11 protein-coding genes are annotated in these 14,256 nt (G+C 69.6%); 3 read left to right on the forward strand and 8 right to left on the reverse strand.

Annotated features, from left to right (window positions below):
* Window positions 1-19 precede the first annotated feature (19 nt).
* The 4 genes from pheT to A5760_RS18590 form a co-directional block, all read right to left on the reverse strand.
* A complete protein-coding gene (gene pheT, locus A5760_RS18575; protein WP_064883409.1) occupies window positions 20-2,515 on the reverse strand; it encodes a phenylalanine--tRNA ligase subunit beta in 2,496 nt (831 codons plus the stop codon).
* Window positions 2,515-3,558 (reverse strand): phenylalanine--tRNA ligase subunit alpha, encoded by a 1,044-nt coding sequence (pheS, locus tag A5760_RS18580; RefSeq protein WP_064883411.1) that lies wholly within the window; start codon window positions 3,556-3,558, stop codon window positions 2,515-2,517. The genes pheT and pheS overlap by 1 nt, the downstream gene beginning before the upstream one ends.
* 145 nt (window positions 3,559-3,703) lie before the next feature.
* A complete protein-coding gene (locus A5760_RS18585) occupies window positions 3,704-4,522 on the reverse strand; it encodes a rhomboid-like protein (RefSeq protein WP_064883601.1) in 819 nt (272 codons plus the stop codon).
* A gap of 9 nt (window positions 4,523-4,531) precedes the next feature.
* Window positions 4,532-5,443, reverse strand: coding sequence for an adenylate/guanylate cyclase domain-containing protein (locus tag A5760_RS18590; protein WP_064883413.1), 912 nt, complete (start codon window positions 5,441-5,443; stop codon window positions 4,532-4,534).
* A 211-nt stretch (window positions 5,444-5,654) separates the two neighbouring features.
* Here A5760_RS18590 and A5760_RS18595 point away from each other — a divergent pair, with 211 nt between their 5' ends.
* Window positions 5,655-6,734, forward strand: a complete 1,080-nt coding sequence (locus tag A5760_RS18595) for an oxygenase MpaB family protein (RefSeq protein WP_064883415.1) — start codon at window positions 5,655-5,657, stop codon at window positions 6,732-6,734.
* Here the strand turns inward: A5760_RS18595 and A5760_RS18600 are convergent.
* The 4 genes from A5760_RS18600 to infC form a co-directional block, all read right to left on the reverse strand.
* Window positions 6,721-7,521, reverse strand: coding sequence for a TrmH family RNA methyltransferase (locus A5760_RS18600; RefSeq protein ID WP_064883603.1), 801 nt, complete (start codon window positions 7,519-7,521; stop codon window positions 6,721-6,723). The genes A5760_RS18595 and A5760_RS18600 overlap by 14 nt on opposite strands.
* 24 nt (window positions 7,522-7,545) lie before the next feature.
* Window positions 7,546-7,941, reverse strand: a complete 396-nt coding sequence (gene rplT, locus A5760_RS18605) for a 50S ribosomal protein L20 (protein WP_007776071.1) — start codon at window positions 7,939-7,941, stop codon at window positions 7,546-7,548.
* Window positions 7,942-8,021: 80 nt separating this feature from the next.
* Entirely contained in the window at window positions 8,022-8,216 is a 195-nt protein-coding gene (rpmI, locus tag A5760_RS18610) for a 50S ribosomal protein L35 (RefSeq protein ID WP_064883419.1), read from the reverse strand.
* Window positions 8,217-8,279: 63 nt separating this feature from the next.
* On the reverse strand, window positions 8,280-8,888 hold the full coding sequence (gene infC, locus A5760_RS18615; RefSeq protein WP_082279532.1) for a translation initiation factor IF-3: 609 nt from the start codon (window positions 8,886-8,888) through the stop codon (window positions 8,280-8,282).
* Between the two features lie 502 nt (window positions 8,889-9,390).
* Between infC and lysX the strand changes: the two genes are divergently transcribed.
* Window positions 9,391-12,690, forward strand: coding sequence for a bifunctional lysylphosphatidylglycerol synthetase/lysine--tRNA ligase LysX (lysX, locus tag A5760_RS18620; RefSeq protein WP_082279533.1), 3,300 nt, complete (start codon window positions 9,391-9,393; stop codon window positions 12,688-12,690).
* A 77-nt stretch (window positions 12,691-12,767) separates the two neighbouring features.
* The gene (locus A5760_RS18625; RefSeq protein ID WP_196772131.1) at window positions 12,768-14,252 is read left to right on the forward strand and encodes an alpha/beta hydrolase; all 1,485 of its coding nucleotides are present in this window, start codon (window positions 12,768-12,770) and stop codon (window positions 14,250-14,252) included.
* Window positions 14,253-14,256: the final 4 nt, after the last annotated feature.

Here is a 14,256-nt window from a genome sequence, read left to right on the forward strand (position 1 = left end):
GGTTTGCAAATCCATTCCGCTAGGTGCGGAGCTCCGCGCCGACCGCCTCGGCGGCGCGGCGAACCGCCGCGTCGCGGGCCGCGGTGGCGTCGTCGTCGGTGAGCGTGCGATCGGGCGCGCGGAAGCGCAGCGCGAAGGTCAGCGACTTGCGGTCCTCGCCGATCTGCGGGCCGGTGAACACGTCGAACAGCTGCAGGTCTTCGAGCAGCTCCCCCGCGCCCTCGCGGACGGCGTCGGCCACCGCCTGGGCCGGCACGTGCGCGGCCACCACCAGGCTGACGTCCTGGAAGACGGCCGGGAACGGCGACACCCGGGGCGCGGGCAGCGCCACGGCGATGGGCATCGCATCCAGGTTCAGCTCGACCGCGCAGGTGCCCTTGGGCAGCCCGGAGCGCTCGATCACCGCGGGATGCAGCTGGCCCGCGTAACCCACCGGGGTGTCCCCGACGAGCACTTCGCCGCACCGCCCCGGATGCCACGGCAGCTGCTGCGCCGCGCGCAACCGCACGTCGATTCCGCACGCGCGGGCGATGATGCGGACCGCCTCGAAGGCGTCGGCGGCCTCGGCCCGACGGCCCGGGCCCCAGGGTCCGCGCCGTTCGCGCAGGCCGCTCAGCACCGCCGCGACGTGTTGCGGTTGCCGCGGCAACGACGCGTCGAGCACGGCGATCTCGGCGGCGGTGGGCCGGCGGTCGACGGGGATGAAGTCCACCGTGCGGGTGTCCGCCGTCGGCTGAACCACCTGCGCCAGGGCATACAGCGACACGTCGACCAGGCCGCGAGAGACGTTGCGCACCAACGCTTCCAGCAATGCGGGCAGCAGCGTGGTGGCCAGATGCGGGCGATCGGCCTCCAGCGGGTTGAGCACGTCGGTGGTGATACGCCGCGGGTCGTCGGCCGGCAGGCCCCACAGGTCGAACACGCCCGCGGGCAGAAACGGTGTGGGCAGGATCTCGACGTAGCCGGACTGGGCCAGCGATTTGCCGATGGCGCGGCGCCGCTTCTGCACGGCGGACAGGCCCCGGCCGGCCGGCGCCGGCGGCAGCACCGACGGGATGACTTCCAGCCCCTCGAGGCGCAGCACCTCCTCGACGAGGTCGGCGGGCTGCACGAGGTCGGGCCGCCAGCTGGGTGGGGTCACCGTCAACGTGTCGCCGCCCTCCGCCACGTCGGCGCCGATCTGGGCGAGCCGCCTGGCGGTCGCGCCCGGGGCATAGGGCACCCCGGCGACGCGGTCCGGCAGGTCCACAGAGATCTCGATGGGCGGGAGCGACCAGTCGTCGCGCGGCGGCTCACCGCGCCAGTCGGTCAGGCCGTCGGAGACCACGCCGCCGGCGATGTCGGCGAGCAGCGTGGCGCACCGGTCCAGCGCGGCCACCGAGATGGCCGGATCCACGCCCCGCTCGTAGCGGCGGGCGGCTTCGCTGGGCAGGTGCAGTCTGCGCTGGGTGCGGGAGACGGCGGCGGGGTCCCAGACCGCCGCCTCGAGCAGCACGTCGGTCGAATCGGCGCGCACCTCGGTGCTCGCCGCGCCCATCACGCCGCCGATCGCGGTGGTCGCCGTGTCGTCGACGATGAGGACGTCGGCCGGCTCGAGTTTGCGCTCGATGTCGTCAAGGGTCACCACGGTCTCGCCGGGCCGGGCGAACCGCACGCCGAAGCTTCCGGTGATGCGCTTGCGGTCGTGGGCGTGCATGGGGTGGCCCAGCTCGAGCATCACGTAGTTCGTCACGTCGACCGCCGGGGAGGCCGCGCGGATGCCGGACAACAACAGCCGGCGCTGCAGCCACCATGGCGACACGGCCGCGGGGTCGATGCCGGTGACCGGACGCAGCGCGAAGCGCCGCACGCCGGTGCCGGGCTGCACGGTCAGCGGCCAGGCCTCGCCGTTGACCGGCAGCGGCTTGATCACCTGGGAGCCGGCCGGGTCGACGAAGTCCAGGTCGTAGGCGCAGGCGATCTCGCGGGCCAGGCCGCGCAGCGACATGGAGTAGCCGCGGTCCGGTGTGATCGCCAGGTGGAAGATCACGTCGTCCAGCCCCAACACGGCGGCGCCGTCGGCGCCCGGGTCGGCGGTGCCCGGCGGCAGCACCAGGATCCCCGAATGGTCGGCGCCCATGCCGAGTTCCGCCGCCGAGCAGATCATGCCGTCGGAGTTGCGGCCGTAGGTCTTGCGGGCGGCGATCTTGAAGTCGCCCGGCAGCGTGGTGCCGGGCAGCGCCGCCACGATCAGATCGCCCACAACGAAGTTAGTTGCGCCGCAGACGATCTCGCGGTCTTTGCCTTCGCCGACGTCGACGTGGCAGAACCGGATCGGCTTTTTGAAACCGGCGAGCTCTTCGATGGCGGTGACCCGGCCCACGGTCAGCGGGCCCTCGACCGGCCCGAGGGTGGCGACCTCCTCGACCTCGTGGCCGATGCGCACCAGCGCCTGCTCGAGCTCGGCGGGGGCGACGTCCCAGTCCGGCGCGCCGGCCGCCACGATCTCACGTAGCCAGCTGTACGGAACGCGCATCAGGCACCCACCCCGAACGGCAGCGAGAACCGGACGTCGCCCTCGACCATGTCGCGCATGTCCGGAATCCCGTTGCGGAACTGCAGCGTTCGTTCCAGGCCCATGCCGAAGGCGAAGCCGGAGTAGACAGCCGGGTCGATCCCCGCGGCGCGCAACACGTTTGGATGCACCATCCCGCAGCCGCCCCATTCCACCCAGCCGGCGCCGCCCTTCTTGCCGACGAACCAGACGTCGACCTCCGCCGACGGCTCGGTGAACGGGAAGAAGTGCGGCCGGATCCGGGTGCGGGCCTCGGGGCCGAACTCGGCGCGCGCGAACGCGTCCAGCGTCCCGCGCAGGTGCGCCATGGTCAGGCCGCGGTCCACCGCCAGGCCCTCGACCTGATGGAACACCGGCGTGTGGGTGGCGTCGAGTTCGTCGGTGCGAAACGTGCGGCCGATCGAGACGATGTAGACGGGCAGCTCGCGGGCGAGCAGGGTGCGCACCTGCACCGGTGAAGTGTGGGTGCGCAGCAGCTGCCGGGAACCGTCCGGCGCGATGTAGAAGGTGTCCTGCTCGCTGCGGGCGGGGTGGTCGGCCGGGAAGTTCAGCGCGTCGAAGTTGAACTGCTCCGACTCGACCTCGGGGCCGTCGGCCAGTTCCCAACCCATGGCGATGAAGGTGTCGGCGATGTGTTCGGCCAGGATCGTGATCGGGTGCCGGGCGCCGATCGGCTGCCGGGTCGACGGCAGTGTGACGTCGATGCCTTCGGCGACCAGCACCGCGGCGTCGCGTTCTGCGCGCAGGACCACGAGCCGGTCGTCGTAGCCCTGCTGGGCGTCGGTCCGGGCGGCGTTGACCCGCTTGCCGGCGTCGGCCCGCTCGTCCTTGGGGACGCCGCCCAGCGCCTGGCGCGCCAGGGCCAGCGGCGAGCGGTCGCCGAGGTGCTCGGTCTTGACGCGCGCCAGGGTGTCGAGATCGCCGGCGCGCGTGAAGGCCTCCCGGGCGGCGCTGACAGCTCGGGCCAGGGCTTCCGGCGACAGGTCGACGGGTTGATCACCCACGCGGCGACACTCTCCTTGCTGAGGGTTGGCTGCAAATTGCCCAACGGCAAGTGCTGATCATAGTGATTCGGCGCGTGGCGCCCGGCGGGCGCGTGGCAGTTGAGCGGCCCGGGGCCGCGCCGGCACAGCGGCGGTCGCGAAGTGGCTAGCCGGCGACGGCCGGCTGCGGGCCGGCCAGCGTGTCGTCACCGTCGAGCGGCAGGGCCGGCAGGCCGCGTCCGCCGGCGAACTTCGCCACCTTGTAGGCGACGAAGGCACCCACAAGGCCGAACACCGGCGTCGCCGCCATGGTCCCCCAGTGGTGCGCCAGCATCAGGAAGCCGAAGCCCGAGGACGCCGCCAGCATCAGGTACCGCGCCGGCGTCCAGTGGATCGGCTGCCGGAACCGGGCGGAGACCAGCACGCCCAGGATCACGGCGACGGTGTGGCCGGCGTCGGTGAAGTCGCCGCCGATGATCGCCGAAGCGATGCCCGCCGCCACCCACCAGCCGACCCAGGCGGCCCGCCAGCGCGACGGGATCACCGCCGTCATCGCGCCGAGCACCGCCAGCGCGCCGTAGCTCATGCCGACGTCGCTGGCCCGGGTGATGGACATGGGCAGCCAGCCGAACTCGACCGACGCGGCCAGGGCGGCGGCCACCAGCAGCGTCGCGCCGATGTGGCCGACCACGAAGGCCACCACCAGCCGGATGGTGCGCAGATGCAACTCGGCCAGCGCCAGCAGGCAGGTCAGGAAGGGCAGCCAGAAGTAGAGCGGGCCGGCATCGACCACCAGCGCGCTGCCCAGCAGCGTGCCCACGTGGCCGTGGGCCAGGTTGTGCACGTTGGTGCTGGCGCGCTGAACGATGACGTCATGCGCCTGCGGGCCGAGGGCCAGGATTGCGCAACTGATGGCAAGCAGCAGCGCCGCATACCCCACAGTGAATTGGACCCGGGCGAGCCGGGACACGATGCCCCCTACCATTGGCATCCATTATGGCTGCGGTTCCGTTTCGGCTGTGTCATCAGAGCCTGACAACTCCTTAAGAGTCTTGAGGCGATATATCGCCAAATCGTCGGGAATGCCGGCGGGCTTCGGCCCGAAAACCGGCTTCCTCGTGCGTTTGGCCTCGACGCCCAACGCGTCCAACTCGCTTTGCGGTATGAGATCTAACGTTGAACTCGACACCATGATTCCACCCTTGGTGGCTCTTTCCATAACTCGTGCGGCGATATTCACATCGACACCGAGCCAGTCCGCCGCCAGCCGCTGCGGCCGCCCGGTGTGAATCCCGACCCGCATCCGGGGCGTGTGACCCGCCACCTCGACCGATTTCAGCGCCTCTTTGGCGGCCAGCACCGCCCGCACGGCGACCGTCGGATCGCCGAATACGGCCATCAGTCCGTCGCCCATTCGTTTGACGATGTGTCCGCCCGCGTCGAGCAGGGGCGGCTCGAGCGCCCGCGCCACCTGGCGCAGCAGCGCGAGGGCCGCGTCGTCGCCGGCCTGCAGGGACCACGTCGAGAAGCCGACCAGGTCGGTGAAGACGAGCGTCACCTCCGCATTCGCCGGCCGGCGGGACACCCCCTCGGTCAGCGCCTGCCACACCTGCAGCACCCCGAGGCTGACCTCGCGTGACACCGCGTCCCGGTCGCCCAGCAGCCGGTCGGCCGCGCGTGCCGCGGCGCGGGGACCGCCGTCGCCCGCCGTGGACAGCGGATCGCCGAACTCGGGGTCGCCGGGCAGCAATTTGCGCGCGCGCCGGATGAACGCAACCGCCCCGGGGCTGCGGTTGCGGCCGTGTAGCCATTGAGTCGCGCTGTGCAGCGGAGAACGTTGCGTAGCGGATTGCGCCTCGGTCTCTTTGGGCTCACCCGGGTCCAGATCGCGACGCGCGAGTTCCACCTGGCCAGGTTATTTGTTTTCGTCAGACGCAGGCAACGACAGCCCGTGACGGTTCTGCCGGATGTGTCACATCTCGCACCGAACCACCTGATCACGGTGGCGCCACACCGATGTGGAAGCTCGATAACACCCTGGCGAACACATCGCCGAAATCGTAGACAACGCGCGTTGTCAAAGTTATCGTGAGCGCAATCGGAGCAGGAGGCCGCGAATGACTGGCACTGTGAACGCTTGCGGGAGCGAATCCGCGGACCCGCTCGGACCAGATTCCCTGACCTGGAAGTATTTTGGTGATCTGCGCACCGGAATGATGGGTGTCTGGATCGGCGCGATCCAGAACATGTACCCCGAACTCGGCGCGGCCGTCGAGGAGCATTCGATCCTGCTGCGGGAGCCGCTGCAGCGGGTGGCCCGGTCGGTCTACCCGATCATGGGCGTGGTCTACGACGGCGACCGGGCATCGCAGACCGGCCGGCAGATCACCAGCTACCACCACACCATCAAGGGCACCGACGCCGCCGGGCGGCGCTATCACGCGCTCAACCCGGAGACCTTCTACTGGGCGCACGCCACGTTCTTCATGTTGATCGTCAAGGTGGCCGAGTACTTCTGCGGCGGCCTGACCGAGGCCGAGAAGCGGCAGCTGTTCGCCGAGCATGTGCAGTGGTACCGGATGTACGGGATGAGCATGCGGCCGGTGCCCGAGACGTGGGAGGAGTTCCAGGAGTACTGGGAGCGCACCGGCCGCGACACCCTGGTAATCAACCGGGCGACACTGGACATCTTCGAGATGCGAATCCCGAAGCCGAAATTCGTGTTGATCCCGACCCCCATCTGGGACCAGATGTTCAAGCCGCTGGTCGCCGGCCAGCGCTGGATCGCGGCTGGACTCTTCGAGCCCGCGGTGCGCGAGAAGGCCGGGCTGCATTGGACGCCGGGCGACGAGGTGTTGCTGCGGTTGTTCGGCAAGCTCGTCGAACTGGCTTTCCTGGCGGTGCCCGACGAGATCCGGCTGCACCCGCGCGCGCTGGCCGCCTACCGCCGCGCCGAGGGACGGGTGCCCAGCGACGCGCCGCTGGTCGAGGCCCCGCCGTTCATGGCGCCGCCGCGCGACCGACGCGGGCTGCCGATGCATTACTTTCCGCCGCCGCCCAAGTCGCCGCTGGACCCCGCACTGCAGCCCGCCCGGGCCCTGATGGAACGCGCCGGATCCCTGGTGCACACGACGCTGTCGCTGGCCGGGCTGCGCGCGGGCCGCGGTCGCCCGAGGCGGCCGGCTACGGCCGCGTAGGCAGGCTCAGCGCCCGCGCGCTCTGATACAGACAGATGGCCGCGGCCGACGCCACGTTGAGGCTCTCCGCGCCGCCGGCCATGGGGATGCGCATGCGGTGGTCGGCCGCCGCCGCGATTTCGGTTGGCAGACCGTGTGATTCGGGGCCGAACAGCCACGCCGTCGGTGTGCCGAGCAGGTCGGTGGCCTCGTCGAGCCGCGTCTCGCCGTCCACGGTGGTGGCGAGCAGCTGCAGGCCCGCGGCACGTAACGCGTCGACGGCGGCGCCCGTGTCGGGCGCGACGACGACCGGGACCGAGAAGATGCTGCCGGCCGATGCGCGCAGGCACTTGCCGTTGTACGGGTCGACGCTGTGGCCGCCAAGGATCACGCCGGCCGCGCCCATCGCGTCGGCGAGGCGAATGAGGGTGCCCGCGTTGCCCGGCTCGCTGATCTCGACGGCGACCGCGACCAGCGCGGGCGAGCCTGCCAGCACGTCCGGCAGCCGGGTCTGCGGCGTTTCGCAGACGGCGACCAGTCCGGCCGGGGTGACGGTGTCGGACAGCGCTTTCGCCGCGCGCTCACTGACCGGATGCACAGGGCATCCCGCGGATGCCAAAGTCGCCAGCAGCGACGCATGACGCTGCTGGGCGACTTCGGTGACGAAGACGTCGCGAACCAGGCCCCGGCGGGCGGCGGCCTCGACGAGGTTGGGGCCTTCGGCGAGGAATCGGCCCGTTCGCCGGCGGCCGACGTGGCGGTGCAACTTGACCGCCGCGGCGACCCTGGCCGAACGTTCGGTCAGCACCTGGGCGGTCCGCACCGTCTCTTGTTAGGCCGCTTCTCCGGAATCCGAGGGGGCGTTGACGTCCTCGGGCAGTGCCGCCCGCGCGATGTCGACCAGCGCCGTGAAGGCGGCCGGGTCGGCGATCGCGATGTCGGACAGGTTCTTACGGTCCACCTCCACACCGGCGGCCTTGAGGCCCTGGATCAGCCGGTTGTAGGTGATGTCGTTGGCGCGCGCCGCCGCGTTGATCCGCGAGATCCACAGTTTGCGGAACTCGCCCTTGCGCGCACGACGGTCGCGGTAGGCGTAGTTCAGCGAATGAAGCTGCTGCTCTTTGGCCTTGCGATAGAGCCGGGATCGCTGGCCGCGATAGCCCTTCGAGGCCTTCAGGATGCTGCGCCTCTTCTTGTGGGCGTTGACCGCCCGCTTCACGCGTGCCATTGGATGTTCCTACTCTCGTTCAAAATTAGTTGGTCGGGTCGCCGTGCCAGCTCGCGATGCGGGTCTGGCCGGCGCGGTGGTCAGCCGTTCAGCAGGCTGTTAACACGCTTGGTGTCGTTGGCCGACACCGTGATTCGGCCGTCGAGGCGGCGGGTCCGCTTCGAGGGCTTGTGCTCGAGCAGGTGCCGGCGGTTGGCCTGCTGGCGGACGATCTTGCCGGTTCCGGTGCGCCGGAACCGCTTTGACGCCCCGCTGTGGGTCTTTGCTTTGGGCATGTTTCCTCTGTTCTATGAAGTGCTCGAGTGCTGGGTACTCGAGCACTCGCTACTGTCTGGCGGTCAGTTCGACGAAGGTTCGGCTTCGGTGGCCGCATCGGATTCCGGTGCAGCGCCGCCCCCAGGTCCTTCCGGATGCCGCGCCTTGGCGCGAGTCTTCGCGCCGCGATGCGGTGCCAGCACCATCGTCATGTTGCGGCCGTCCTGCTTGGCGGACGTTTCGACGAAGCCGTACTCGGCGACGTCCGCACCCAGGCGCTGGAGCAACCGATAGCCCAGCTCGGGCCGCGACTGCTCACGTCCGCGGAACATGATCGTGACCTTCACCTTCGATCCCGCTTCCAGGAAGCGGATGACGTGACCCTTTTTGGTCTCGTAGTCGTGATCGTCGATCTTCGGTCGCAGCTTTTGTTCTTTGACGACGGTCTGCTGCTGGTTCCGGCGGGATTCGCGCGCCTTTTGCGCCGCTTCGTATTTGAACTTGCCGTAGTCCATGATCTTGCAGACCGGCGGCCTGGCGTTCGGGGCAACTTCGACAAGGTCGAGATCGGCGTCCGCAGCGACGCGCAGTGCGTCTTCGATGCGCACTATGCCTACCTGCTCTCCCCCTGGGCCGATCAATCGGACTTCAGGTACGCGAATGCGCTCGTTGACGCGGGTCTCAGTGCTGATGGGGCCTCCCTTGTTGGGCTTCTATATGTCTTGCGGTGACGACCGGCCGGGTCGGTCCGGGAAGCAGCGGCGGAGACACCACACCACTAGCAAAAAAGCCCTGCACAAGCAGGGCCCAATGCCGACCGATCGCGGCTGGAAACTAATCGAGCCGCCCGCGTTGCCCGCGGAACAGGCATCCGTGATGCCTGTGACCGGACCGCTGAACCTTGGAAGATCCGCTCAGGGATTTCGTCGGCGCGCGGTGGGAGTGGGACTCCACTTAACTGTTCCTGGCATTCGCCGGGATGGTCGCAGGCGCTAGTTTAGCAGCCTTGAGGTGGCTTTTAGCACTTCGGCCGGGCGACCGCGCTGCAAAGCGGGTCAACGCGGCCTGAAAAACAGTCCCAAACTCGTGCCCGCCACACTTAGCGCTTCGACAAGCTTTTCACGGATTGAGGGCATATCCTCGCGGTCTGTGACACTCGCTACTCCTGGTTCGGGTCCTCGTACGGGGCCGCGTTTGAGGCCCGGCGGCCGGTCGAACTCGCGGTATCGGTGGGTGCCGGCAGCGGCCGGATGGACGGTGGGCGTCATCGCCACCGTGTCGCTGCTCGGGAGCGTGTCCCCGCTGATCAGGTACCTGATCAAGGTCCCCCGCGAGTTCATCAACGACTATCTGTTCAACTTCCCGGACACCAGCATCGCGTGGTCGTTCATCCTCGCCCTGCTGGCCGCGGCGCTGACCGCGCGCAAGCGCATCGCCTGGCTGCTGTTGCTGGCCAACATGATCCTGGCCGCCGCGCTGAACGCCGCCGACATCGCCGCGGGCGACAACACCGCCGCCGAGATCTTCGGCGAAAACCTCGGGTTCGCCGTACACATCGTGGCGATCGTCCTGCTGGTGCTGGCCTACCGGGAGTTCTGGGCCAAGGTCCGCAAGGGCGCACTGGTCAAGGCGGCCGCGGTGCTGGTCGCCGGCGACGTGGTGGGGATCCTGGTGTCCTGGGGCCTGGTCGAGTTGTTCCCGGGAACGCTGGCCCGCCCGGACCGCCTGCCGTATGTGGCCAACCGGGTGGTCGGGTTCGCGCTGGCGGATCCGGACCTGTTCACCGGCCGGCCGCACGTGTTCCTCAACGCGATCTTCGGGTTGTTCGGCGCGCTGGCGCTGATCCTGGCGACGATCGTGCTCTTCCAGTCCCAGCGCGCGGAGAACGCGCTGACCGGCGAGGACGAATCGGCGATCCGCGGGCTGCTAGAGCTGTACGGCAAGAACGACTCGTTGGGCTACTTCGCCACCCGCCGCGACAAGTCGGTGGTGTTCGCCCAGAGCGGGCGCGCCGCCATCACCTACCGAGTCGAGATCGGCGTCTGCCTGGCCAGCGGCGACCCGATCGGCGATCCCAGGGCCTGGGGCCAGGCCGTCGACGCCTGGCTGGGTCTGTGCCAGACCTACGGCTGGGCGCCCGGCGTGATGGGCGCCAGCACCCAGGGCGCGCGGGCGTACCGCGAGGGCGGCCTGAACGCGCTCGAGCTCGGCGACGAGGCCATCCTGCGGACTTCCGATTTCAAGCTGTCCGGCCCCGACATGCGCGGGGTCCGTCAGGCCGTGACCCGGGCCCGCCGGGCGGGCCTGACCGTGCGGATCCGGCGGCACCGCGACATTGCGGCCGACGCGATGGCCGACACCATCGCCCGCGCCGACGCCTGGCGGGATACCCAGACCGAGCGCGGGTTTTCCATGGCGCTGGGCCGGCTCGGCGACCCCGCCGACGGGGACTGCCTGCTGGTCGAAGCGCTGGACCGCGACGGCCGCGTCGTGGCGATGCTGTCGCTCGTTCCGTGGGGCACCACCGGCGTTTCCCTGGACCTGATGCGCCGGTCGCCGGAGTCCCCCAACGGCACCATCGAGCTGATGGTCAGCGACCTGGCGCTCAACGCCGAAGCCCTTGGCATCACCCGCATTTCCCTGAACTTCGCGATGTTCCGCTCGGCGTTCGAACAGGGTGCCCAGCTCGGAGCCGGTCCCGTCGCGCGGCTGTGGCGGGGGCTGTTGCTGTTCTTCTCGCGGTGGTGGCAACTGGAGACGCTGTACCGCTCGAACATGAAGTACCAGCCCGACTGGGTGCCGCGGTACGCCTGCTACGAGGACGCCCGGCTGATTCCGCGGGTCGGCGTTGCCTCGGCCCTCGCCGAGGGGTTCCTGGTGTTGCCGTTCGGCCGGCGCAAGACCCACACCGGCCACTACCCCGCCGTCCCGCAGCGATTGGCGGAATCCGGACTGCTGCATCACGACGGCAGCGCCCCGGACGTCAGCGGGCTGCGGGAGCGTCGCGAGACCGCCGACGAAGAGGAGTCCAGGTCCCGTCTGCCCGAACAGGTGCGGGTGCGGCTGGCCAAGCTGAAGATATTGCAGCGCAACGGCGTCGACGCGTATCCGGTGGGAACGCCGCCCAGCCACACCGTCGCCACCGCGCTCGACGCGGACGACCGGGACGCCATCACCATCTCGGGCAGGATTTTGCGGATCCGCGACTACGGCGGCGTGCTGTTCGCCCAGCTGCGTGACTGGTCAGGGGAAATGCAAGTACTGCTGGACAATTCACAGCTGCAGCGGGGACGAACCGCCGACTTCACCGCGGCCATCGACCTGGGCGACCTGGTCGAGGTGTCCGGACACATGGGCTTCTCCAAGAAGGGGAGCCGCTCGCTGATCGTCGCCGACTGGCGAATGATCGGAAAGTGCCTGCGGCCGCTGCCGAACAAGTGGAAGGGGCTGACCGACCCGGAGGCGCGGGTGCGGACCCGCTACGTCGACCTCGCCGTCAACCCCGAGTCGCGCGAGTTGATCAAGGCGCGCAGCGAGGTGTTGCGCTCGGTCAGGCAGACGCTGTTCGCCAAGGACTTCGTCGAGGTCGAGACCCCGATCCTGCAGCAGATCCACGGTGGAGCCACCGCCCGGCCCTTCGTCACGCACATCAACACCTACGACCTGGACCTGTTCCTGCGCATCGCGCCGGAGCTCTACCTGAAGCGGCTGTGCGTCGGCGGCGTGGAGCGGGTCTTCGAACTGGGCCGGGCCTTCCGCAACGAGGGCGTGGACTTCAGCCACAACCCGGAATTCACGCTGCTGGAGGCCTACCAGGCCCACGCCGACTACAAGGTCTGGATCGACGGATCCCGCGAGCTCATCCAGAACGCCGCCCAGGCCGCGCACGGCGAGCAGATCGTGATGCGGCACGGCGCCGACGGCCGGCTGGAACCGGTCGACATCTCCGGGGTCTGGGCGGTCAAGACCGTCCATGACGCCGTGTCCGAGGCGCTCGGCGAGCACATCGACCCCGCGACGTCGCTGTCCGTCCTGCGCAAGCTGTCCGACGCCGCGCACGTCCCCTACCGGGCGCACTGGGATGCGGGCGCGGTGGTGCTGGAGCTGTACGAGCACCTGGTCGAGGACCGGACCGAGGAGCCGACCTTCTATATCGACTTCCCGACCTCGGTGTCCCCGCTGACGCGGCCACACCGCAGCGAGCCGGGCGTCGCCGAGCGGTGGGACCTGGTGGCGTGGGGTGTCGAGCTGGCCACCGCCTACAGCGAGCTCACCGATCCGGTCGAGCAGCGGCGCCGCCTGCAGGAGCAGTCGCTGTTAGCTGCCGGCGGGGATCCGGAGGCGATGGAGCTCGACGAAGACTTCCTGCAGGCGATGGAATACGCGATGCCTCCGACCGGTGGCCTGGGAATGGGCATCGATCGGCTCGTCATGCTCATAACGGGCCGCAGTATCCGCGAGACATTGCCATTTCCGCTGGCCAAGCCGCATTAGCTGAGGCCCCGACCGTCCAGAAAGCCCAGAGCGAACATTAGGTGAATATGTTCCAGGCCGGTTACCGATAGATCACAATGAGTCACGTGACAGCCTCAACGGACAGCGCTCCCGCGCAGTTCCTGGCAAGTAGCCACACCTCGCTGATGCATGGCTGGGTGCCCGCGACGATCCAGGTGCTCGCCGCGGTGGTGCTGACATTGGCGGTCGGCTGGCGGTCGCGCCGCTGGCGCACGGTGTGGATGCCGGCGGCCGCGCTGGCCGGCGGGGTCGCGGCCTACCTGACGCACTGGTACATCGTCGACCGTGGGCTCTCCGACGATCCCGCCCCGGCGGCGCTGTGGCTGTGGGTCACGCTGACGGGCATGGCGGCGGCGGTGCTGGTGCTGGGCTGGCGCACCGCGCGCCGCTGGCGGCGCGGCGCCGCGGTGCTGGCCGTACCCCTGTGTCTGCTCAGCACGGCGCTGATGCTCAACCTCTGGGTGGGCTACTTCCCCACCGTGCAGTCGGCGTGGAGCCAGGTGACGTCGGGCCCGCTGCCCGATCAAACCGATCGGGCCACCGTTACCGCGATGGCCGCCAGCCGAATCCGGCCGGCGCACGGCACCGTGGTGCCGGTGGCGATCCCCTCGGACGGGTCGCACTTCAAACACCGCGGCGAGCTGGTATACCTGCCGCCCGAATGGTTCGCCACCACCCCACCTCCGCCGTTGCCGACCGTGATGATGATCGGCGGGCAGTTCAACACACCGGCGGACTGGACACGTGCGGGCAACGCGGTCAAGACGATCGACGACTTCGCCGCCGCGCACGACGGCAATGCGCCGGTGCTGGTATTCGTGGATTCCGGCGGCGCGTTCAACAACGACACCGAATGCGTCAACGGGGTCCGGGGCAACGCGGCCGACCACCTGACCAAAGATGTTGTGCCGTTTATGATTTCGAACTTCGGAGTCAGCCCGCACCGGGCCAACTGGGGCGTCGCGGGCTGGTCCATGGGCGGGACCTGCGCCGTGGACCTGACCGTCATGCACCCCGACATGTTCAGCGCGTTCGTCGACGTCGCCGGCGATTTCTTCCCGAACGCCGGCAACAAGGCCCAAACCATCGCCAGGCTGTTCGGCGGAAACGCCGACGCCTGGGCGGCTTTCGATCCGACCACGGTGATCAACCGGCACGGCCCTTACCGCGACGTCGCCGGCTGGTTCGCGATCTCGTCCGACGGCCCGCCCACCCCGCGCCGCGCCCTCCAGCTGACCGACAGCGGCGCCATCCGGCTCGCCGGACGCGACGCGGCCGCCAATCCCGGCAATCAGACCGCCGCCGCCTATTCGCTGTGTGCGCTCGGCCGCTCCGAGGGAATCGACTGCGCGGTGGTGCCGCAGCCCGGCAAGCACGACTGGCCATTCGCGGACCGCGTGTTCGCGGCCTCGCTGCCCTGGCTCGCCGGCGAGCTCGGCACCCCGGGAATTCCCCGGACGCCGCTGCCCGCCGCGTCCGCGCCCGCCGTGGGTGCCCCGGCGGTCGTCCCGGCCGAGCATTCCAAAACCGCCAAGCGATAGCGCC

Origin of the sequence: Mycobacterium colombiense, from assembly GCF_001665835.1 — a bacterium.
GTDB lineage: Bacteria > Actinomycetota > Actinomycetes > Mycobacteriales > Mycobacteriaceae > Mycobacterium > Mycobacterium colombiense_A.